This window comes from Streptoverticillium reticulum (assembly GCF_047456005.1).
Classification (GTDB): Bacteria; Actinomycetota; Actinomycetes; order Streptomycetales; family Streptomycetaceae; genus Streptomyces; species Streptomyces reticulum.
Genome location: NZ_CP179755.1, coordinates 4,875,244 through 4,897,430, shown reverse-complemented (window position 1 = coordinate 4,897,430; position 22,187 = coordinate 4,875,244). Strand labels below are relative to the sequence as shown.

The 22,187-nt window shown below is 69.8% G+C and carries 17 protein-coding genes and 1 pseudogene; 8 read left to right on the top strand and 10 right to left on the bottom strand.

Features of this window, described 5'->3' with window-relative positions; genetic code table 11:
* Nucleotides 1–46: 46 nt before the first annotated feature.
* Complete coding sequence (locus ACMATS_RS22425) at nt 47–775, top strand: hypothetical protein (RefSeq protein WP_414168831.1); 729 nt, start codon at nt 47–49, stop codon at nt 773–775.
* An 87-nt stretch (nt 776–862) separates the two neighbouring features.
* On the opposite strand, the gene ACMATS_RS22420 is transcribed toward ACMATS_RS22425, so the two are convergent.
* The 3 genes from ACMATS_RS22420 to ACMATS_RS22410 all read right to left on the bottom strand — a co-directional run bounded on the left by ACMATS_RS22420 (nt 863) and on the right by ACMATS_RS22410 (nt 2,438).
* Nucleotides 863–1,153, bottom strand: coding sequence for a hypothetical protein (locus tag ACMATS_RS22420; protein ID WP_414168830.1), 291 nt, complete (start codon nt 1,151–1,153; stop codon nt 863–865).
* A gap of 29 nt (nt 1,154–1,182) precedes the next feature.
* Nucleotides 1,183–1,530, bottom strand: a complete 348-nt coding sequence (locus ACMATS_RS22415; protein ID WP_390780000.1) for a hypothetical protein — start codon at nt 1,528–1,530, stop codon at nt 1,183–1,185.
* Nucleotides 1,531–1,646: 116 nt separating this feature from the next.
* Nucleotides 1,647–2,438, bottom strand: a complete 792-nt coding sequence (locus ACMATS_RS22410) for an exodeoxyribonuclease III (RefSeq protein ID WP_414168829.1) — start codon at nt 2,436–2,438, stop codon at nt 1,647–1,649.
* Nucleotides 2,439–2,472: 34 nt separating this feature from the next.
* Between ACMATS_RS22410 and ACMATS_RS22405 the strand changes: the two genes are divergently transcribed.
* The gene (locus tag ACMATS_RS22405) at nt 2,473–2,991 is read left to right on the top strand and encodes a GNAT family N-acetyltransferase (RefSeq protein WP_414168828.1); all 519 of its coding nucleotides are present in this window, start codon (nt 2,473–2,475) and stop codon (nt 2,989–2,991) included.
* On the opposite strand, the gene ACMATS_RS22400 is transcribed toward ACMATS_RS22405, so the two are convergent.
* From ACMATS_RS22400 to ACMATS_RS22390, 3 genes are all read right to left on the bottom strand, one after another.
* On the bottom strand, nt 2,951–3,469 hold the full coding sequence (locus ACMATS_RS22400; protein WP_414168827.1) for a DUF1269 domain-containing protein: 519 nt from the start codon (nt 3,467–3,469) through the stop codon (nt 2,951–2,953). The two genes, ACMATS_RS22405 and ACMATS_RS22400, sit on opposite strands and share 41 nt — an antisense overlap.
* A 134-nt stretch (nt 3,470–3,603) precedes the next feature.
* Complete coding sequence (locus ACMATS_RS22395; protein ID WP_414168826.1) at nt 3,604–4,821, bottom strand: ATP-binding protein; 1,218 nt, start codon at nt 4,819–4,821, stop codon at nt 3,604–3,606.
* Between the two features lie 20 nt (nt 4,822–4,841).
* On the bottom strand, nt 4,842–5,300 hold the full coding sequence (locus ACMATS_RS22390) for a hypothetical protein (protein ID WP_414168825.1): 459 nt from the start codon (nt 5,298–5,300) through the stop codon (nt 4,842–4,844).
* Between the two features lie 224 nt (nt 5,301–5,524).
* Here ACMATS_RS22390 and ACMATS_RS22385 point away from each other — a divergent pair, with 224 nt between their 5' ends.
* Nucleotides 5,525–7,711 carry an alpha-N-acetylglucosaminidase gene (locus ACMATS_RS22385; RefSeq protein WP_414168824.1) on the top strand — a complete coding sequence of 729 codons (2,187 nt, stop codon included), beginning with the start codon at nt 5,525–5,527 and terminating at the stop codon, nt 7,709–7,711.
* Nucleotides 7,712–7,799: 88 nt separating this feature from the next.
* Here ACMATS_RS22385 and ACMATS_RS22380 read toward each other — a convergent pair whose 3' ends face one another.
* From ACMATS_RS22380 to ACMATS_RS22370, 3 genes are all read right to left on the bottom strand, one after another.
* The gene (locus tag ACMATS_RS22380; RefSeq protein WP_414168823.1) at nt 7,800–9,248 is read right to left on the bottom strand and encodes a hypothetical protein; all 1,449 of its coding nucleotides are present in this window, start codon (nt 9,246–9,248) and stop codon (nt 7,800–7,802) included.
* 491 nt (nt 9,249–9,739) lie between these two features.
* The gene (locus ACMATS_RS22375) at nt 9,740–11,665 is read right to left on the bottom strand and encodes an FG-GAP-like repeat-containing protein (protein WP_414168822.1); all 1,926 of its coding nucleotides are present in this window, start codon (nt 11,663–11,665) and stop codon (nt 9,740–9,742) included.
* 381 nt (nt 11,666–12,046) lie between these two features.
* Complete coding sequence (locus tag ACMATS_RS22370) at nt 12,047–12,502, bottom strand: hypothetical protein (protein ID WP_414168821.1); 456 nt, start codon at nt 12,500–12,502, stop codon at nt 12,047–12,049.
* Between the two features lie 517 nt (nt 12,503–13,019).
* On the opposite strand from ACMATS_RS22370, the gene ACMATS_RS22365 reads away from it, so the two are divergent.
* From ACMATS_RS22365 to ACMATS_RS22355, 3 genes and pseudogenes are all read left to right on the top strand, one after another.
* Nucleotides 13,020–16,472 carry an ALF repeat-containing protein gene (locus ACMATS_RS22365; protein ID WP_414168820.1) on the top strand — a complete coding sequence of 1,151 codons (3,453 nt, stop codon included), beginning with the start codon at nt 13,020–13,022 and terminating at the stop codon, nt 16,470–16,472.
* A 571-nt stretch (nt 16,473–17,043) separates the two neighbouring features.
* Nucleotides 17,044–17,892 (top strand): annotated as a pseudogene (locus ACMATS_RS22360) (lipid II flippase MurJ); the annotation flags it as partial.
* A gap of 245 nt (nt 17,893–18,137) precedes the next feature.
* Nucleotides 18,138–18,659, top strand: a complete 522-nt coding sequence (locus tag ACMATS_RS22355) for a hypothetical protein (protein ID WP_414168819.1) — start codon at nt 18,138–18,140, stop codon at nt 18,657–18,659.
* 210 nt (nt 18,660–18,869) lie between these two features.
* On the opposite strand, the gene ACMATS_RS22350 is transcribed toward ACMATS_RS22355, so the two are convergent.
* Nucleotides 18,870–19,220 carry a helix-turn-helix domain-containing protein gene (locus ACMATS_RS22350; protein ID WP_414168818.1) on the bottom strand — a complete coding sequence of 117 codons (351 nt, stop codon included), beginning with the start codon at nt 19,218–19,220 and terminating at the stop codon, nt 18,870–18,872.
* 39 nt (nt 19,221–19,259) lie between these two features.
* On the opposite strand from ACMATS_RS22350, the gene ACMATS_RS22345 reads away from it, so the two are divergent.
* Nucleotides 19,260–20,192 carry a hypothetical protein gene (locus ACMATS_RS22345; protein ID WP_414168817.1) on the top strand — a complete coding sequence of 311 codons (933 nt, stop codon included), beginning with the start codon at nt 19,260–19,262 and terminating at the stop codon, nt 20,190–20,192.
* Nucleotides 20,189–21,988: a hypothetical protein gene (locus tag ACMATS_RS22340; RefSeq protein ID WP_414168816.1), complete on the top strand. Its 1,800-nt coding sequence runs from the start codon at nt 20,189–20,191 to the stop codon at nt 21,986–21,988. The genes ACMATS_RS22345 and ACMATS_RS22340 overlap by 4 nt, the downstream gene beginning before the upstream one ends.
* Nucleotides 21,989–22,187 lie beyond the last annotated feature (199 nt).

Genomic DNA, 22,187 nt, shown 5'->3' with positions numbered 1-22,187 from the left:
GGTCCTCACCCTGCACCTCCCACGCCTGGTGGACGGAGTGACGAGAATGATCCGTGTCTCAGGAAAATTCGGCAAGCTGCGCCCGCAGTTCCCGGTAGCGCTCAAGGAGTTCACCGCTTATGCTACGGCCCCGCTGCCCGCGCCACCGGCGGCGGTGGACTGGGCGAAGAACGTCGCGAACTGGCCGATGGACGGCAACGACCGCTACGGCGACTGCACCATGGCCGCCGCAGCCCACACGATCCAGTCCTGGAACGCCCAGACCGGGTCCAAGGACACGGTGCCGACCGAGCAGCAGGTGATCGACCAGTACCTGAAGCTGTCCGGAGGAAAGGACACCGGGCTCGTGGAGTCCCAGGTCCTCAAGTCCTGGCAGAACGGCGGCCTCTGGGGCAACAAGGTCATGGCCTACGCGCCCGTCAACGTCCACGACCTGACCGCGATCAAGCAGACCATCAACCTCTTCGGCGGCGTCTACGCCGGCATCCAGGTCCCGTCCAACGCCCAGGACCAGTTCCGCGCGGGCAAGCCGTGGACCCTGGACCCCGGCTGGCAGGAGCAGCAGATCGAGGGCGGCCACGCGATCCCGCTGCTCGGCTACGACGCGGACTGGCTGTACTGCATCACCTGGGGCGCGGTCCAGCCGATCGCGTGGGACTGGTGGTCCACCTACTCCGACGAGGCGTGGGCGATCCTCTCGCAGGAGTACAAGGAGGTCGGCAAGGTCAACGGCATCGACCTGGCAACGCTCCAGGCGGACTTGCAGCGGGTGTGAGGAACCCGCGCCCCGCTGGCCGCGCCCCGTAAGGGGCGCGGGGCCCCATTCGATATGCGGCTCCGCCGCGTGGGCGCGAGCAGCCGCTCACTGCCAGAAGATCTCTTCCACAACGATCTGCGGGTCCTCGGTCCGCCGTACGAACGCGTACTTCAACCAGCCGTGCCCGTTGTCGAAGTACAGGATGCGAGGGCCCTTCGGGTCGCTGGACCTGGCGGGCTCGACACGCATGGCTTCGGACAGGTCGGCATCCGCGTCGATCCCGCGAAAGTACGGGTCGTTCGCCGTGACCAGCTCTGCGCGGGCTGCGTCGGTCATCTTCCGCACGTGCTCGGGCAGCGCATCACGTGCGGCTTGGGCCTTGAGGGTCCAGTCCATCTGTCAGGGCGGGCCCATGAACCCGTTGGTCACTGACCGGGCTCCGTGCGGGCTGCCATGTGACGGATGTTGGACGCTTCTTCCAGAAGTGCCTTGGCTTCGGCGGAATCCGTGCACTCGTAGGCAGCGCGGTGCTCAAGGCCGGTGACGTGGGCGTCGAGCTGCGGGTCGCGGGCGATCGCGTACTCGCCCCACCAACGGGCCATGAAGGCGGGCACGGTGCTGATGTCGTACGCGTCGGCGACGTACCGCTTCCAGTGCGCGTCGAAGTCGGGCAGGAGCTGGGGGGCGTGCTGGGCGATGGCTTCGCGGAGGGCCTTCGGGGTTCTCTCCGGCATGGGCGGGATACCCGGCGCGCCCGCGGCAGCGGTGGTCATCGTGCCCCTCCTCCGTCCGTCCGGTACCGACTCCGTGCAGCCTATCGCCGCGCAGGGCGCACGCGAGGGCGTACAGGGCACGCAGCCGAACCGTGCCCGTACGCCCCCTCGCCGGGCTACAGCTCGTAGACGGCGGTCACGGGCGCGTGGTCCGACCACCGCTGGTCATGACTGGCCGCCCGCTCCACCAGCGCCTTCGCCGCGCGCTGCGCGAGCCCGGCCGTCGCCACCTGGTAGTCGATCCGCCACCCCGAGTCGTTGTCGAAGGCCCGCCCCCGGTACGACCACCACGAGTACGGCCCCGCCACATCCGGATGCAGAGCCCGCATCACGTCCGTGTACTGCTCGAACACCTCGGACAGCCACGCCCGCTCCTCCGGGAGGAACCCGGCGCTCCTGCGGTTGGCCTTCCAGTTCTTCAGGTCCGCCTCGGTGTGCGCGATGTTCCAGTCGCCGCACACCAGCGCCTCACGGCCGTCCGCCCCCGCCCGGGCGCGCAGCCCGGTCAGGTACGGCAGGAACTCCGCCATGAAGCGTTCCTTCTCGTCCTGGCGCTCGGTGCCGACCTCGCCCGAGGGCAGGTAGAGGCTGGCCACCGTCACGCCCGGCAGGTCGATCTCCGCGTAGCGGCCGCTGCCGTCGAACTCGGCCGAGCCGAAGCCGATGCGCACCGCGTCCGGCTCGCGCCGGGAGTAGAGGGAGACGCCGGCGCGGCCCTTGGCCGTCGCCGGGGCGTGCACCACGTGCCAGCCCTCCGGTTCGCGCACCTCGTCGGGCAGCTGGTGCGGCTCGGCGCGCACCTCCTGGAGGCAGACGACGTCCGCCTCGGTCCGTGCCAGCCACTCCACGAAGCCCTTTTTGGCCGCAGCGCGCAGGCCGTTCACGTTCACGGTCGTCACGGTGAGCATTCCGGTACGGTACCCGTTTCCGTACGATCGGCGAATGCGGATCTTGCCGAGGGCGTACGACCATCCCGACGCCGTGAAACTCCAGGACCAGGTCCAACTCGAGTACGTGGAGCGGTACGGGGACCCGGACTTCACGGCCATGGACCCCGCCCAGTTCGTCCCGCCCTGTGGGCTGTATCTCATCGCGTACGAGGACGACGGGACGCCCGTCGCCACCGGCGGCTGGCGGGCGCAGGACCGCAACGACGAGGGGTACGCGGACGGCGACGCCGAGATCAAGCGGATGTACGTCGTCCCGCAGGCGCGCGGGCGCGGGCTGGCCCGCCGGATCCTGGCCGCGCTGGAGGACGACGCCCGGGCCGCGGGACGAATACGGATGGTGCTGGAGACCGGGATCATGCAGCCGGAGGCGATCGAGCTCTACGCCTCGTCCGGCTACGCGCCGGTCCCCGCGCAGCTCAAGTTCGGCCACTACCGCGCGTACGACAGCAGCCGCTGCTTCACCAAGCCGCTCAGCGGCCCGGTTCCGCCCCGCTCGCCGAGCTCGCCTTGATCGCCGCCTCGACCTCCGCCCGCACCTGCTCAGCCGGGTAGCGCCGCGCCTCGCCGAACGGCTCCAGCAGCCGGTCCACCGGCTCCGGGCTCTCCTCCTGGACCTCGGCCATCAGCACCGTGGCGCCCGGCGGCACCTCCGCGGCCAGCATCTCCAGTGCCGCGTTCGAGGCCGTGGCCTCCCGGGCGTCGTGCAGGCCGCCGATCAGCCCGCCCGCACCAAAGCCGATCATGACGCCGAGCGGTCCGCCGAGAATGCCCAGCAGCCCGCCGAGCAGGCCGCCCATGGCGAAGGCGTGGGCGGTGCCGGTGTTGTCGACGGCGTCGGGGAAGTCCAGGGACCCCTCCGCGTCCCGGGCGATGACGGCGCCCTCGCGCAGGGTGAGGTCGCCGTCGGCGTGCGCCTGGCGCAGGGCCTCCAGCGCGCGGTGCCCGCGATCGCGGGAGGGCACGGTCATGAAGAGGACGTTGTCGTTCATGGCTCCCACTCTCGGGGCCGCCTTCCTGCTGCGCACGCCAGGGCTCGTCCGATGGGGCGCCCCGTAAGGGGCGCGGGGAACTGCGCGATCAGCCCCCACCGGCCCGCAGTCGACGCACCACCCCAGTTCCCCCCTTACGGGGCACCGCCCCGCACGGCGTCCCGCAGGTCCAGCACCGCCTCCGCGCCCCCGCCCGCGGGGTTGGCGAAGGTCAGCCGGGCGCCCAGCACCCGGGCCTGGCCCGCGGCGATGGTCAGGCCCAGGCCGAGGCCGGAGCGCGAGCCGGTGCGGAAGCGCTGGGGGCCGCGCGTGAGCAGGTGCTCGGGGAAGCCGGGCCCGCCGTCGCGGACCCTGATGACGCCGCCGTCCACCTCCGCGACGACCGGGGCCGCGCCATGCCGGAAGGCGTTGGTGACGAGGTTGGCCAGTATCCGCTCCACCCGCCGAGCGTCCGTCTCCACCAGGCACTCGCGCACCACCGTGACCGCGACGTCCTCCTGCCCGGGCGCGGCCGCCGCCCGCACCGCCCGCCGCGTCAGCTCGCCCAGCGCCCGTACGTCCGTCTCGGCCTGCTCGGCGTCGCCGTCCAGCCGGGCCACCTCCAGGACGTCCTCCATCAGCGACCGCACCCGCTGCGCCCGTTCCCGGACCAGCTCCGTGGGCCGGCCCGGCGGCAGCAGCCCGGCCGCCGCGACCAACCCGGCCACCGGGGTCCGCAGCTCGTGGGCGATGTTGGCGGTCACCTCGCGCTCGGCCTGCAGACGGGCGGCGAGGGCGTCGGCCATGGTGTTGACGGAGTGGATGAGCCGGGCGATCTCGTCCTTGCCGCCCCGCGGCTTCAGCCGGGCGGTCAGGTCGCCGTCGGCGATGCGCTCGGCGGTGCGCGCCGAGGCGTTGAGGCGGCGCCCGACGATGGTGGCCAGGGCCACGCCGACGGCGGCGGCGAGGGCGGTGCCGAGGCCGCCGGCCAGCCAGAGGTCCTCGTCGAGGGAGGCGAGGTTGCGGTCCTGGCGGGTGTAGGCGTGCTTGATGACGATGATGTCGTCGCCGAGCCGGGTCGCGGCCCACAGCGCGGACTCGGGGCCGCTGCGGTCGAGATAGGTGGCGCGCTTGCCCTGTTCGACGGCGCGGCGCAGCGGGCCGGGCATCCGGTAGGGGTTGAGGATCGTCCGCGGCCGGTCGAACCCGGCCGCGTGGTCCTCGACGGCGGTCAGCAGCCGCTGGTCGATCTCGCTGCGTGCGGTGTCCAACTGGTTGACGGCGGTGCGGTGATGGACGACGAGCCCGATGAGGACGGCGACCAGGGCGGAGACCGCCGTGATCGCCACGGCGGTCTTGATGCGCAGTCCCAACGGACGCCCCCTCTGACCCTCTAATCCTTGGGCACGAAGAGCCGCAGGTCGCGCAGCTCCTTCTGCTGCGCGGGCGGCAGCCCGGCGGCCTCGACCACGGCCCGGCTGTAGAAGCCGGAGCCGCCCTGCCGGACCAGGCCGCCCAGGGTGACGCCGACCCGGTACGGCTCGTCGCGGCAGGCCGGCGCGCACCAGCCGCCCGACACCTCGCCGGTCGCCTCGGCGGTCGCGCCGCCCCAGGACTTCCAGCGCAGCCCGGTCAGCCGGACCGAGTCACTGATCACGAAGGACGCCGGACGGCGCACCGGGGGTTGACCGGCGCCCTCGCTGATCCAGACCGGGCCCGCCACGGAGGCGGCCGGGCTCGACGCCGGGCCGGTGACCTTCAGCCCGCCGGGGTCGGCACAGCCGCACAGCGTCGCGCCGAGCAGCACGGCCGCGAGGGACACGGAGCCGACGGTCGCGATGAGTGGTCGCACGGGGTTCCTCATGCCGGACGGACGGGACGGATACGACGGGGCGGATACGACAGGACGGATACGACGGGGCGGAGACGGGTGTTCGATGGGGCCATTCGTGCCAAATGTAACCGGCGTGGCTGGTTCGACGCCCGTGCCCTTGACCCATTCCCGGCGTCGGCTCATAGGATCACCGCGCTCAAGTGGTCCGGTCCAGAGGCCGTCGCGCCACATGGAGGTCACTCATGCACATCGCCCGCCGCACTCTGCTCGGCGCCGTGGCCGGGTCGGCCGCCCTCGGAGCGGTCGCCGGAGCCTCCCCGGCCCCGGCCGACGCCGCCGAAGTGAGCGCCGCCGCGGCCGCGCTGGCCCGGCTGCTCCCCCGGCACCGGCAGCAGGTCGACTTCCGCACCGTGGCCCGAAAGGGCGGGGCGGACGCCTACCGGGTGACCGGCCGGACCGGCCGGATCACGGTGGAGGGCACCACTCCGGCCGTCCAACTCGCCGGATTCCACCGCTATCTGAGGCGGACCGCGCACGCCCACTTCTCCTGGAACGGCGAGCAGACCGCCCTCCCCGACCGCCTCCCGGCCCCCGCCGCCCCGGTCACCGGCACGGCGAACGCCGTCCACCGCTTCGTGCTCAACGACACCAGCGACGGCTACACCGGCCCGTACCGCGACTGGGCCGCCTGGGAGCGGGAGATCGACGTCCTGGCCCTGCACGGCTTCAACGAGGTGCTGGTGTACGCGGGCGCCGACGCCGTCTACCACCGCACCTTCCTCGAACACGGCTACGGCGACGCCGAGTTGCGGGACTGGATCCCGGGGCCCGCGCACCAGCCCTGGTGGCTGCTGCAGAACATGGCCTCCTTCGGCGGGCCCGTCTCCGGCGGACTCCTCGCCCGGCGCACGGCGTTGGCGCAGCGCATCGTGGACCGGCTGCGCGAACTGGGCATGACGCCCGTGCTGCCCGGCTGGTTCGGCACCGTGCCCCCGGACTTCGCCCTGCGCAACCCGGGCGCCCGCGTCGTCCCGCAGGGCGACTGGGGAGGCGGCTTCCGGCGCCCCGACTGGCTCGACCCGCGCACCCCGCACTTCGCCCGGGTCGCCCGCACCTTCTACCGGGTGCAGGAGGAGCTCCTCGGGGCCGCCCCGATGTACAAGATGGACCTGCTGCACGAGGGCGGCACCCCCGGCGACGTCCCCGTCTCCGACGCCGCGCGCGCCGTGGAGGAGGCGCTGCAGTCGGCCCGCCCGGGCGCGGTCTGGGCCATCCTCGGCTGGCAGGAGAACCCTCGGCGCGAGATCCTCGACGCCGTCGACCGCTCGAAGATGCTCGTCCTGGACGGCCTGTCCGACCGCTTCCCCAAGGTCACCGACCGCGAGGCCGACTGGGGCGGCACGCCCTACGCCTTCGGCTCCATCTGGAACTTCGGCGGCCACACCGCGATGGGCGCCAACACCCCCGACTGGGCGGCGCTGTACGACCGTTGGCGCACCAAGCCGGGCAGCGCCCTGCGCGGCATCGCCCTGATGCCCGAGGCCACCGGCAACAACCCCGCCGCCCTCACCCTCTTCTCCGACCTGGCCTGGACGGACGGCCCCACCGACCTCGCCGCCTGGTTCCGGCAGTGGTCCGTCACGCGCTACGGCGCCGCCGACCCGCACGCCGCCCGCGCCTGGGACGTCCTGCGCCGCACCGCCTACGGCACCACCCGCGCCGACAGCTGGAGCGAGGCCGCCGACGGCCTCTTCGGCGCCCGCCCGGACCTGGCCGTCACCCACGCGGGCACCTGGTCGCCGCGCCGACTGCGCTACGACGCCGCCGAGTTCGAGAAGGCCCTGCTGGCCCTGCTGGCCGTCGCCACCGGCCTGCGCGGCAGTTCCGCCTACCGCTACGACCTGATGGACGTGGCCCGCCAGTGCATCGCCAACCGCAGCCGTCTGCTGCTGCCCCGCATCAAGGCGGCGCACGACGCGGGCGACCGCGCCCGCTTCGACGGCCTCACCCGCCAGTGGCTGGACTGGATGACCCTGCTGGACCAGGTGACGGCCACCGACGCACACCACCTGCTGGGCCGCTGGGCCGCCGACGCCCGCGCCTGGGGGGCCACCCCGGCCGAGCGCGACGCCCTGGAGTACGACGCGGTCTCCCTGCTGACGATATGGGGCCCGCGCGCCGCGGCGGACGGCGGAGAGCTGCACGACTACGCCAACCGCGAGTGGGCCGGCCTGATCGGCGGCCTCTACCGGCTGCGCTGGAAGACGTACTTCACGGAACTCTCCGACGCCCTGGCGGCGGGCCGCAGCCCGAAGCCGGTCGACTGGTTCGCCCTGGAGGAACGTTGGACGCGAGAACGGCCGCCGTTCCCGTCCAGCCCGCGGGGCGACATCGTAAGAATCGCCCGCACGGTGGCGTCGAGGCTGTAGGGGCCTTAGCTGTGCGCCCCGTCAGGGGCGCGGGGAACTGCGCGACAAGCCACAACGGACCCGCACATACCCCGCACCCCAAGCGGAGCTACCGGCGCACCGCACCTTCGCCGCCGCCGAGCTTCCACTCACGGTTGAGCGGCCCGAGCGGAATGCTCCGCTCGAACACCGGCGTACCGAAGATGTCCAGGTGCGCCCGCAGCGCCCCGGACAGGTCGACGCCGCCGTACGCCGCCCACTTGCCGACGAGCGAGCCGGTGCCGTCGGAGGAGCCGCTGGCCGTGCCCTCCACCTCGGCGCGCAGGTACGGCGCCACGTTGCCGGTGACGCCGACGCTGCCGAAGAGGCCGACACTGGCCTCGGCGCCGAGCGCGGCCTTCACCTTGCCGGCGGCGGTCGCGGTCGCCGTCACCGGCGTGCCGCTCATGTTCGCCTTGGCGACCGGCGCCCAGCCCTTGGCCCTGCTGTACGAACCGCCGACCTTGAAGTCGCCCTTGACGTCCTGCTTGACGTCGACGCTCACCTTTCCGTCGGCGTCGACCTGGAGGTAGCAGGTGAGGTCGAGGTTGACCACGACCGGCACCACGCCGACGGTGATGACGGGGTCGGCGTGCAGCTTGGCGAACGGCACCCGCAGCGGCTTGCCGTCCGCCGTGGTGGCGGCCGCCTGGCCCTTGAGCTCCCACTGCGAGGCCCAGTCGCCGGACAGGCTCAGGGACGCGGTCCCCGGCGTGCCGGTGGCGGTGCCCTTGCCGTCGTAGGCGAAGTCGACCTCGGGAGAGAGCTGGACGAAGCCGTTGGCGGAGGCGTCGACGGACCCCTGGGCGGGGCCGGCCTTGCCGGTCACCGTGGGCAGCGCCGCGCTGACGTCGACCCGCAGGCTGCCCAGCGGCAACTGCGCGCCCTCGGGCCCGAAGTGCAGGCCGCCGGTCTTCGCCCAGGAGACCTTCACCTTCGGGGCGAGCGGCTCGACCTTCACCGCGGACGGGTCGACGGGCACCTGCCCCTTGGCCGTGGAGCCGCCCAGCAGGGCGCCCAGCGTGGCCGGAGCGGTCTTGACCTCGGTGCCCTGCTTGGTGGTGCCCACCACCTCGGTGACCTTCGCCAGCACGCCCTGGGGCGCGCCGGGGGCCGGGGCGCTGGCGATGACGTCGCCGACGGCAACGGGGGCCGCGGGCTTGGGCGTTCCGCCCTTGCCCTTGTCCTTGTCGCCGCCCTTGCCGCCGTCCTTCTCCTTGCCGGAGATGACGGCGCGTCCGCTGCTCTTGTCGAACTCGGCCACCTTCAGCGAGGACTTGGCCGCGGGCTTCCCGCCGGACTGCGGCGTCGCCACGGCACTGGGCGCCCCGCCACCGGCGGGCGCCGCGGCCACCGCGAGCTGCGGGTGCGCATCAGCGGCCCCGGCAGCGGCCACCGGCTCCGTGCGGTCGGTCTTCCCGGCCGCGGAGGTGCCGGACGACCCCGAACACCCGGTGACGACGAGCAGGGAGGCGGCAGTCAGTGCCGGTAAAACGGCATACCTGATGGTATTGCGCAAAGTTGGTCCCTCAAGGGCGTGATGTGGGGGCGACCGGAGGAAGTCGGCACTCCGGCCGGGCCGTTACCCACGGGTAACGATTGGCATGATCGTGCCACGGTCCACACGTCCGCAGAACCGATTCACCGGCCGGGCAGAGATGATCTAGATCACACCGGCAAGGGAGGGGAAGGGCGACAGCGAAAAGGTCCCGCCCGAGTGAACTCGGACGGGACCTTTCCCTGTGCGGTGGGGTGTTCACGAGTAGTCGTGACGTGCAGCGATGAAGTGTGATGAAGATCGCTTCCCGGCAGGCAGGTGATCGTTTCCCGACGCGGTGGCGCCAATCTCATCAGAATGTGCAGCTGCGGCGGTGATCTTCCGGTGCACGCGGCCAGCGCAGGGGCGGGCTTCGGGCTGACTGAACATGGAGGGATCGGCGCCCGAAGGAGCCGATCCCCATCACATGTCCTACTGCCTTGAGACCAGATGATGCTCTACGGCTGTCAGTGCTACAGGTTGTTGTCCCACACCTTGCCCGGGTCGTCGAAGGTGGCGCCCTTGCTGGTGAAGGTCCACAGTGCGGTCTGGTTACGGCCGTCCGGCCCCTGGCCGTAGTTGTAGGTGATGCTGATGTCGGTCTTGCCGTCGCCGTTGAAGTCGCCGGCGGTCAGCTCGCTGGAGTCCCAGTTCCAGCTTTCCTTGCCGTTGCCCCACTTGGCGCTGTCCCAGACCATGTGCGGTGCGTCGAAGCCGTTCTTGCTGCCGTCGAACACCCACAGGCCGGTCCGGTTGCGGCCATCGGAGGTCTTGTCGTAGCGGTACAGGACGGCGAGATCGGTCTTGCCGTCACCGTTGAAGTCACCGGCGACAATCTTGCTGGCACTCCAGTCCCAGCTACCCTTGCCGTTGTCCCACTTGGTGCTGTCCCACACCTTCTGCGGGTCGTTGAAACCGTCGCCGTTGGCGGTGAACCAGAGGGCCGTTTCATTGCGGCCATCGGAAGTCTTGCCGGAGCCGTACAGGACGGCGAGATCGGTCTTGCCGTCACCGTTGAAGTCACCGGCGACAATCTTGCTGGCACTCCAGTCCCAGCTACCCTTGCCGTTGTCCCACTTGGTGCTGTCCCACACCTTCTGGGGCTCATTGAAACCGTTGCCGGTGCTGGTGAGGGTGAAGAGCCCGGTCTCGTTGCGGTTGTCGGACGTCTTGCCGTAGCCGTACAGGACGGCGAGATCGGCCTTGCCGTCACCGTTGAAATCACCGGCCACCAGCTTGCTGGCGTCCCAGTTCCAGCTGGACCAGCTGCCCTTGCCGCTCTCCCAGACCTTCCGGGGCGCCTCGAAGCCGTCGTTACCCTTGCTGGCGAAGGTGAACAGGGCAGTCTCGTTGCGGCCGTCGGCGTTCTTCCCATAGCCGTACAGGACGGCGAGGTCAGTCTTGCCGTCACCGTTGAAATCACCTGCCGCCAGCTTGCTGGACTCCCAGCTCCAGCTGTCCGAGCCGCTCTCCCACACGGTGCGCGGCTCGCTGAAACCGCCCTTGCCGTCGGCGGTGTAGACCCACAGCGCGGCCTGGTTGCGGCCGTCCTGCGACTTGCCCTGATCGGCCAGCACGGCGAGGTCGGCCCTGCCGTCACCGTTGAAGTCGCCGGTGGCCGTCAAGAATCGCTTGGGCAAGGAGCGGACCTGCTGAATCCAGGGGCCGATGTCGTCGACCCGGCTGGAGACGGCCCCGGTCCGGGTCTCGTTGGCATCAGCGCCCAGACAGCCACCCTGCCAGGAGCGGGAATTGAGGCCAATCAGCTCAACGTTGCCGCCCTGCTCACGCAGGACAGGACCGCCGGTGTCGCCCTTACACACCGCAGGGACACCGGCCGCCCTACTGTCCACCGTCAGCGACGTGGAGTCCACAGCCTGTACACCAATGTCCGCACTGTGCAGGCGATCGGGCACCCATTCCGTCTGGGTACGCCCGAAACCATTCGTCCGCAGAGCTTCCCCGCGGGCCGGAGCCGTCGCGGCGAGCCTGACCGGGGCAATGCCCGTGACGGGCTGGGCAAGCTTGACCATCACTACGTCACGGTCGGCCCGCGGCACCAGACTTACCGCCTCCACTACCTCGCCGGACGTCTGCGTCAGGTCGGCACGGCCCACTGTGACCGTAGTCTTGAGCGCAGGTTTGCCGGCCTGCACCGCCTGACCGGGGGTGTTGGCAAAGCAACTGGCCGCGGTAATGACCCACTGCGCATCGACCAGCGCGCCGGTGCATGCCCGCTCGCTGTCACCGATGTTCAGTTTGGCGGTGAAGGCGTAATCGCCGTTCTTCACCTCACTGCCCGCCGCAGCGGCGGCGGGCGTGGTAGTGAGCAGGCTGGCTGCCGAGGCGGCGGTGATCAGATATGTGCTCCATGCAATGCGCGCATTCGGCCCAGACATACGTGTCCTTTGGATTTTTTGGGGAGAGTGGTGACCGTCCGCATGCGGGATGAGGGTGCGGCGTGGGAGGACGGCTTCGGCGCTCTGGGGTCTTCGGCAGGCGCCGGTGATAGCGAGATGCTCTGTGACCTTGGCCAGGCCAGCCCCGTTGCGGGCTCAGCTCTTGTGTACCAAAACAGGGACAGGGACGGCTCGTTGAACGTGGGGTTCGCACCTCATCCCTGCGGACACCGTGGGCCCTCCAGTACCGATACCGTCCTGGCAGCCTGCCCATACCAGGGCAAGCCCGGCAGTCTGCGCGGGAGTATCGCTGGCCTACTTCTTCTGTGCCATGGCCCCGAGGTCACGTCGGGGAATGATGCCCCATAGTGAGACGGACGGTCAGCCGGTGACGCGGAGTTCGACGAGAACGGAGCGCTTGCCTCCGGAGAGGATATCTCCCTCGCCCACACTCTTGAAGTCGTCCTTGGACAGGTCGACGGTCTTCTTCTGGCCGTCGGCTGAAAGGTCGGCGCTGATGGGGTGGTCTGCGGTCTGCAGGTAAAAGACTCGCGGGACTTCCAGGGTGAGATATCCGGTCTTGGCGGTGGCCTGGAAGCAGTACTGTCCCGCGCGGCCGACGGAGGCGTCCGCCTTGGTCATCACCTTGATCTGGGGCTTGTTGTCGTTGCAGTCGGCCAGCAGGAGGTGGCCGTCTCCCCTTACCAGCTTGATGCCCTTGTCCCGGAGGATCTGCGTGGCACCCGGGTAGGCGAAGTCTTCGACGGCGGAGGGCGGCCCCGAGTCCGGGGCAGCCGCTGCCGCCCCGGGCGTGGGAGGGGAAGCCAAGGCGGGCACGGCTACTGCGGTGGAGAGTGTGCCGAAGATTCCGGCAGCGATTATCAGTCTGCGGGCGCGAGCGGGCACCGGGGTCCTTCCGGGAGAGGGCTCGACGGAGCCATGAGGGGACGCGGCACAGAGAGGCAGTGCGCCCTCGTGGTTAAGCGCCGCGTAAAGAAGCGACCGTAAGTTATCACTCGCTGAGTCGCGGACACTCAGGCGGGGTGTTCGGCGTGTAAAGCCGCCCCCCGGCCGGGTACATGCCACCGGTCAGGTATGGTCCCGATAAAGCACAGGTCAAGCACAAGGTCATGTGAGTGACCTGACTTTGCACCCCGATGACGGCTATCGCCCCGGGGGTATTTTTGATGCCGGTGCGGGATGTGGCCCTCGACCTTGAAGGTTGTCATCGTGAACAACTGGCGGAGGCGGCGTCCCTGTTCGGCATTTCGGTATCCGGCAACGAGGGTTGCCGGCCAGCGAGATGAGATCCGTGAATCGAAGAGTGCGCCGGGGCTGCATACCCGGCCGATCGGTGAATGCCCTGCGCGTTTTCGGACTGACCCTATTGCCTCTGGCGCTCACGGTCGGGTTGCTCGACGCGCCCCCCGCCAAAGCGGCCGAGACCGCCACGGGCAAGGGGAATGCCAGCGAGATCCCTGCGACCGACCGCGGGCGGGTGGTGGCGTATTGGAAGAACGGCGGGCCGGGGGTCAAGGGCGCAGCAGAGGTCGCCCTGACTGGCAGCGACGCCGATGTCAAGCATTTCCTGGACATCGCGGCGGATGAGACAGCCGAGGATGACCGTGTCTCCGCCGCGCAGGTCGCCAGCGTGGGCGGCCGAGGGGTGCAGGAAGCAGCCGCCAAGGCGCTGGCTGGTACCCCGCAGGAACTGGCCTCCTTCCTCAAGGACGGCTGGAAGGCCCCGCTGGAGCAGGACCAGCGAGTCCGCGTCGCCCAGATCATCTCCACCGGCGGCCCCGGTGTGAAGGAGTCCGGCAATGCCGCTCTTAACGGCGGTGCTGCGGACATCAGGGCATTCCTTGAGCGGGGACAGTACGACGAGCAAGTCCAGGACGACCGGATCCAGCTGGCGCAGATCCTGAGCACCGGCGGTCCCAATGTGCGGGCGGCCGGGAAAATCGCACTGAACGGCAGCGTCGATGACATCCGCGAGTTCCTGAACGTGGGCCAGTACGTGGCCCGTTCACGCGACCAGGAACATGCAACCGTTGCCGAGCTCGCCGCGCAGGCCCAGGAGGCAGGACGCCAGGCCGAAGCCGAGACAAAGGCATCCCAGGACGCCTCGGCGCGTGCGGCCAAGGCAGCCGAACTCGCCAAGCAGGCAGCCCAGAAGGCGGCTAAGGAGACCGCGGCTGCCAAGAGTGACGCTCAGCGCGCAGCAAGCGCGGCCGGGCGGGCGGCCTCGGCGGCCCGGCAGGCGGCCACCGCCGCCCAAGAGGCCATCGAAGCGGCCCGCGCGGCCAACAACTCCGCCCGCATCGCGGCCAATGCGGCGACCCAGGCCGCCTCCGCCGCCATCGGTGCTGCTGATGCCGCCTCCCGGGCCGAAAACGCGGCCTCTGCGGCCGCCACCGACAAGAACCAGGCCGCTGCCTCCAGGAAGGCAGCCGAGGACGCCCGTGCCGCGGCCAAGGGCGCGCGCCTGGCCGCGGATGCGGCCAACCAGGCCGGTATCGCCGCGAGTGCCGCCGGCGATGCGGCACGGGCTGCCGCTGGCGCCGGTGCGAACGCCAACACGGCCGCCGACGCAGCCGACGAAGCCAACGACTACGCGGACAAGGCCGGCCGCCACTCCGCCGAGGCATCCGCCGCGGCCGACTCCGCTCGCCGTCACGCTCGGGAAGCCACCCGCGCCGCCAACGCCGCAGAATCCCTCGCGCGCAGGGCCGCCAACGCCGCGGGCGAGTCCCGTGACGCCGCGAACTCCGCTGCCGACCACGCAGAGAAGGCGGCCAAGGCCGCTGACGAGGCAGCCGACCATGCGGGCGAGGCCGCCCAAGCGGCCGACGAGGCGAGCGCGCATGCGGGCAAGGCCAAGCAGTACGCCGACGTGGCCACCGCCGCGGTCGCCAAGGCCAAGTCCACCTTCGAACTGGCCCGCCAGGTCGAGGCCGAGGGGCTCAGCACCCGCACCAACGAGGCCATCGAGAAGGCCCGGGACCTCAAGGCCCGGGAGGACCAGCGCACCGCCGCCCAAGCCAAGGCCGCCCAGCAGGCCAAGGACCTCGAGGCCAGGGCCCGGCAACTGGGCGCGCAGGCTAACAAGCCCGGAGGTGATACCAAGGAGCTCGTTGCCGCAGGCCGCAAGGTGGCGCTCGAGGCGATGAAGACACGGCGCCCGTGGAGCCGTGTCGCCTCCGAAGTCGCACTGGCCGGTACTGACGCCGACATCATGACCTACCTGCGCACGGGCTGGACCCAGGCTGCTGAACAGGACGACCGCTCCCGAGTAGAGGACCTCGCCCTGGAAGCCGGATCGGACAAGGTCCGCGCCGCAGCGGAAGAGGCCCTCAAGGGCGACGCCAAAAGGATCAGCGCTTTCCTGGAGACCGGCCAGTACCAGGCCGTCGGCGAGGACCTGCGGGTCTACATCGCCCAGGTCATCTCCACCGGGGGGCCGGGGGTGAAGGAAGCCGGCAACGCAGCGCTCAAGTCCGGTAACACCGACACATACCGTGAGTTCATCACCGCCGGCCAGTACACGGCCCGCCACGAAGACGAACGCGTTCGCGCGGCCCAGCTGATCAGCAGCGGCGGCGACGAGGTCAAGGCGGCAGCCCGTATCGCCCTCGAAGGCCCCAGCCCCCAGCTTCACTACTTCATCCAGGCCGGCCAGTACAAGGCGCAGCGCAAGGACCAGCTCGCGGCCACCCATCTTGCGCAGGTCACGCAGCTGATCTCACAGGCCGACAAGATCGCGGCCACGGCCCAGGAGAACGCCGCACTCGCCAACAAGGCCGCCGCCGACGCTCACAACAGCGCCGCGGAGGCAGCCGACTGGGCCCGCAAGGCCGACGAGTCTGCTGCACAAGCCGACGAATACAAGAAGCAGGCCGCGAAGTCAGCGGCGGAAGCCGAGACCTCTGCCGCGAATGCTGCCGCCTCGGCCAAGACCGCCCGCCGGGCCGAAGCCGACGCCAACGCCGCAGCAACCCGGGCCGTCAACTCCGCAACGCGAGCTCAGCGCTCAGCCAACTGGGCCCGTAGCTCGGCTGAAAGCGCGTGGACTGCCGCGAATTCGGCTCGGGCAGATGCAGTCTCAGCAGGTCAGGATGCTGCTGCCGCTAGCAAGGCGGCAGCAGATGCATTCGAGACGGCTGTCGCAAAGAAGCGGCAGGAGGAGGCCGAGCGGAGGACCAGGGAGTGGGAATGGAAGAAGAGAGTTCTCCAGGCAGATAAGGACGACAGTTGGATTCCTGGCTGGCTGGGTAGCGTTGGCGACGCTGTCGGCAACGCTACCGACACTGTTGCCAACTACGGACAGGCCATCCTCACCAACTCCGACATCTGGGCAGGACTGCTCGAATCAGCCATCGGAGTGGGAGCCATCGGATTCGGGGCAAGCGGTGACATCGCTGGTGGCGCGCTCTGCATGACCGGCATCGGCTGCCTCGCCGGAGCTCCGGCTATCGTCGCAAGCACGGGCCTGATCGCCGGGGGCGCATTGGGCATTGGCGACGGCGTAGGACGCTTCAGCGATGGCCTCAATTCCGCACTTCGAGAAGCAGAATCTACCGGACGAACGAGCGCCGGGGGAAGAAACGAACAGCGCGCCATGGACCTTGTCAGGGAATATCCTGAATATGGTGACGAGCTTCCGACCGTCATGAAGGATCCGCGTTGGCCAGCAGGGGACGGCTGGGTCAAGATGGAGCAGAGGGTGGACGACGTAGAGATCCACTACGTATACAACAAAAGGACACGAGAGTCCGCCGACTTCAAGTTCAAGGATAGGGATAAATAGTGAGCAAGGGAATGGACAGAGAGGCCCAGAATCACTATTCTGATGAACCTTCATCGGGAGTCCTGCCAGTTGGGGCGCGCGTCACTGTCATCCGCGATACTTCGTGGGACGGGCCTTGGAGAGACGAGTTTCAGGGCACGATTGATGACCTTCCCCCTGAGCCAGTGCAGCATAAAAGTGCACATGAAGGGGAGATGGCGTACTGGGTATCCTTCGATGAGCCGCAATATGAAAGCAGCGGCGATGGGCCTTACAGGAAGGCCCTCATCTGGGACCGCTACCTGAAACCAGCTGTGGAGCAAGAGTAGTGAGCTGAGCCTGCATGCCCCAGCTTTGGGGCATGCAGGCTCCTGTTGAGCCAATCACGGACTCTTCGAGCACCTACCACCCCGAAGCAGGAGGTGTTCTGGGGGCCGAATACCACCCTCCGCCGCGCTCGTCCGCAGCGCAGTCACCTACCTCGAACGGCGAGTGCTGTCTGCGCCTCACGCAGGCCTCTGCTTCGCACTTGGTTCGATCAACTCGCGCCCGCCGAGATCGCCGCCGGGCGGGAAGCAGCAGCTGTCGCTGAACGTTGCTATTCGTGCTGGCCAACCTGGTGACCAGCACTGCGGTGACCCGCTACGCTTCGGCGGCCGACCAGACCCTGTCGAAGGACGGCGTGGACTTCACCGCCTACTCCAACACGCAGACGATCTGGGTGCTGCCCCAGGCGGTCATCACCGCCCTGCTGCCCCGGATGAGCCGGGCCGTCGCCGAACGGCGCCTGGACGACGTCCACAGCGACCTCTCCCGCGCGCTGCGCATCAGCGGCGTGGTCATCGTCCCGGCCTCGTTCTTCTTCCTCGCCTTCGGGCCCGAGATCGCACAGCTGCTGTTCGCCCACGGCGCGGCCGACCCCGCATCCGCCCGGCCGCTGGGCCACATGCTCCAGGCACTCGGGCTCGGCCTGATCCCCTTCTCCGCGCAGTACCTGCTCCTTCGCGGCTTCTACGCCTTCGAGGACACCCGCACCCCATTCGTGATGGCGGTGTGGATCGGCACCGTGAACATCGCCCTGGCCACCGCATGCCACCTGCTGCTGCCCGCGCGCTGGGCGGTCACGGGCATGGCCGCGGCCTACGCCGCCTCCTACGCCATCGGCCTGCTCATCACCGCGCTGCGGCTGCGGCGCCGTCTCGAAGGCCGCCTGGACGGCAAGCGGTTGTGCCGCACCTACGGCAAGCTGGTTGTCTCTGCAGTTTCCGCGGGTGGGCTCGGCTGGCTCGCAGCCCGCTCCTGCTCCGCAAACTTGTCGTCTGCGACGTGGGCTCCAGCCCTGGCCCTGGCTGCGGGAGGCGCCACGATGGCAGTGCTGTTCCTGCTGCTCGCGCGCGTACTGAAAGTGGGTGAGCTACGGAGGCTGCCAGGACTGCGGTAACTACGGCCCTGGCCAAGTCTGTGACCGGCCAGAGTCCGTTTGATGCGCCGCGGCCAGCCTGGCAGATCGATCTTCGCTGATCGCCTGGTGGCCGCTATCTGGCCTGAGCCAGACGGTAGTTGTCGTTTGGGATCTTTGGCGGTCACCTTCTGCGATCTTGGGCAGGCTCCCCTACGGTGTGGGCGGGGTTCTGGCTGTTCTGGGGCGGGGCCTCAAGGGCGCTGAGGACGATTCGAAGGCGAGCGATGACGTCACTGTTCAACCGGCTGGACGAGGAAGAGGCCATCGTTCGGGGCGAGTTGACTGCTCTGCGCGAGAAGGTCGCCCAGACAGAGGAGCGGTTGGCGCGACTGACGATCACGCGGGAGACCGCGGCGTTGTTGCTCGGCGTCAAGGAGGCTGCGAAAGGCGGGACGACAGCAGGACCGTCCGCGTCTTCTCGGGGTGGGGCTGATCCCGAGACGGGAGGACCCGGCAATGAGCAACCAGCCGGCGCTACCGCCTCCCAGGAGGAGTCCTCGGGGCCAGAGCTTGAGGAACTCCCTCTTGAAGTGGCCCGCGAGCGCATTCTGACGGTGCTCGCACAGAAGGGGGATGCGGTGAAGCTCAAGGATCTCTGCCTGTCCATTGGCGAGAAGCGGGTGGAGACGACCCGCTCCCGCCTCAAGGCCATGGTCAAGCAGGGGCTGGCGGTTGAAAGTCCCGTGGGCTGGTTTTCCCTGGCACACAAGACCCGGGCTGTCGACGAGGAGGCATGGGCGGCCTGATGAGACGTCCGCCGGATAAGGCTTCGGCCTGCTCCAGTGGATGAGCTGGCACCGCCGAGATGCGACCTCGGCGGTGCCGGTTGCTCGAGTCCCCACCAAGGTGGCTCTCGCATGTCCTGACACTAGTGGAGATCATCCCGGTGTTGGGTGCGGAGCCGCGAAATCGTCATGCCCAGTCGCAGTCATGCGATTCCGGGTGCGAATCGAGGCTCATTGCTTACTTCTTCGAACGCGAACGGGCCCGTCCGGCCACAGCCGCACACCGGTGAAGGCGGCCAGCCGGGCAACGGTCGCCACGTCCGGCCAGGAATTCCCGGCGAGCAGGTCGGCGATGGCCTGCCGGTTGACCCCGGAGCCGGCCGCGGTCACGCGCAGGCTCAGCCCCCGGTCCTGCATCGCCCGCGTGAGACGGCGGGCGATCTGACGCACGGCCTCGGCTCCGGCATCCGGGCTGGGCGCCTCGGGCCAGGCTTCAGGGTCGTGGGTCATCTGCCGCGGGGGGCGTGCGCGGGCGCGTCCGCCGACCATGCGCGCACCGTCCTCTCTGTCGAAGTCGATCAATCCCCGGACGGCTGCTTGTCCAGCCGCTATTCGTGGACCGTGATCCTTGATCCCCAGACCTCGGCGAAGATCGCCCGCTACCGGCCACGCGAGGCCCCGCCCGTCTGGGCGGAGGTTGCGCCGCTGGTGAGATCGGTGGTGGCGGCCACGGTGAGCGCGGTCCCCTATGACGTGGAACGGCTGTTGCATGTCACCGCGTCCCTGGCCGTCTGGGCCGTGCAGGCCGGGCATCCTCTGGACCCGGACGCCTGGCTGCGGAACGAGGTCATCGACGCCTACGTGCTCTCGCGTGCTGCTGGTCTTGAGCCGTCGTCGGTGCGGACCTACCGCACGTGGCTGCTGCGGGTGCGCGATGCGCTGGCCTGGAGCGAGCGAGGAGAGACCACACCTGCACGTCTGCACGCCGATCCGGCACCCCATCTGCCCTATTCGCGGGCCGACTTGGCGGGCCTGAAGGACTGGGCACGGCACCTGCGCGGCCAGCAACGCAACGATGCCCAGGCCCTGCTGGGTCTCGGGGCGGGATTCGGGCTGCAGCCCAGGGAGGTCGCAGCCAGCCTGGGAAGTCACCTTCAGCGCCGTGGCGGCAAGGACGGCCCCCTGGTGCACACCGGCGTCACGCGTGAGCACCCGCTGGCTGCCCGGTCCGACTGGGAGGAGGTCCTTGGAGAGCTTGCCGCACGGGCCGGCCGCGGATACCTGTTCCGTCCTGGCCGCACGGTCGAGTACGCCAAGAACCTCATCGGCTCCTGGTCGCTTGTGCACCAGCCCCCGGAGGGTCTGCCGCGAGTGTCGGTGGGGCGGCTGCGGGCCACGTGGATCGTGCGGCTGATGGCCACCGGGCTCGGGCACGATCTGATCGCCAAGGCCGCAGGTCTGGCCTCGGCCGCTTCCCTGGCCCGCTTCCAGCATCACGTGCCGCCCCTTGACGACGACACCGCAACCCGGCTCCTGCGAGGCGTCAGGGCATGACCGTCCCCCGCTCCTGGCGGGACAGCAAGAAGATCAGGAACTGCCGGCCACGTCCGGCCACCGACGCTCCGTCCGCGATACCCGACTCCAAGGTCGGCCAGCTCGACACGCTGCTGCACCACAGCGGAGTGCTCGGCCTCATCGATGCCGAGCTGGCCGGCCGCCCCGGGCCGGACGGACTGCCGGTGAGGACCGTGCTGGTGGGCCTGATGCTGTCCCTGCACTACCACCAGAGCGCCACGCTGGCCGATGCCTGCCGCGTCCTGCTCGACGAACTCACCCCCACTGCCCGGAAATGGCTCCACCTCGCCAGCACGGACCGGCACGACCCGCACGCCAGGATCGCCTTCTCCCGCCGCGTCTACCGCGCTTACGACCGGCTGACCACCGCCGTGGACCCTCACCGGTGCGACAGGCGCCGCCGCCTGCCCACCGACGAAGCCGCCACGCACGCCGCAGCGTGGGAGGACGAGGACGCCGGACACCTCAGGCGCCGCCGGCTTCTGCAGGAGATCAGCGACCGCCTGATCCTGGTCACCGTCCGCCTGGCCCGCAAGCGCGGCCTGTTCAAGGGCTGGAAGGGCGACATCGGCGTCGACACCACGCCGCTGCCCGCCTGGCACCACCCGCCGCGGCCCCGCAAAGCCCTGGCCTCCGTCGAGGTCACCGCCGGATGGCACTACTGCGCAGGCGCCACCGAGGGGATCTTCGGGCACAGCGCGACCCTGCTCGTCGCCGGAAGCCGCCGCCATCCAGCCGGCCATCCACGCGCGGGCCAACGGGTCAGCGAGCATCCTCAACTCGCCCTGGGGCTGGTGGTGGACACCCCGGGCAAACGCATCGGCCCCAACGCTATCCACGCTCTCAAGACCCTGACCCCGCTCGGGTTCCCGGCCGGGATTCTGGCCGTCGACCGCGCCTACACCGACCAGATCACTGCCCACTTCGCCGAGCCCGCCCGCCGCCTCGGCTACCAGCTCGTCCTCGACTACAAACAAGAACACCGCGGCGTCCAGGGCAGCACGTCCTCCGGAGCCCTCCTCGTCGACGGCTCCCTCGCCTGCCCGGCCATGCCGACCCGCGTCGCGCACGCGACCACGAGCCTGGACGACGACGCCGTGCGCACCATGGACGACCAGCTCGCCAAGCTCATCGCCCAGCGCGGCCCCTTCTTCCTCAAACTCAAGCAAGCCGCCGACGCACGCGGCACCATCCGCCTCCAGTGCCCCGCCGCCGGCCCCTCGCCCGCAGTCAACTGCCCCCGCTTCCACCACGTCCACGGCACCGCCAACGCCCGGCCGAGGACCGTGGACCTCACCAATCTCCGTGCAACCGCCGCTCACGCCGCGGCCAAACCCACCGTTCCCATCGCCACAGCCGAACGTCTTCATCCGCCGCCGAGCGGTGAACTGCCCCGGATCTGCCAGAAGCCGACCCTCACCCTCCACCCGGGAGGCCTCGGCCAACGCGACAAGTTCCGGCAGGACTTCCCCTACCTCGGCCCCGCCTGGCACGACGCCTACAAGCCCATCCGGGCCAACAACGAAGGACTCAACGGCCGCGCGAAGGGCCACCGCATCGATATCGGCGACCCCAAGAAACGCCTCGCCCACGGACGCGCTGCCCAGACCATCCTCGTCGCCCTGATGATCTGCACCCTCAACCTGCAGATCCTCCACGACTGGCACCTGACCACCGGCACCACGCCCACACCGGAAACCGCCAGCAGCGCCCCCGACAACGACAACCCCGCCATGACGGCCACACCCGCCAGCACCGGGATCCCACCACCGTGACGAGCGCCACACCACAACATCCGTGAAGAACACCCCGCAGGGCCGCGGCGGTCCACCCGCCCAGCGGCGACACCGGCACACCCTCCGCACCCGGAATCACCCCCGAACTCGCCTCACAGCCAGCCCAGCCACCACCCACCAGAGCCGCCGAGTTCGCAAACCACCTCGAACAAACCCCAGAAACGCCAAGATCCCGCCC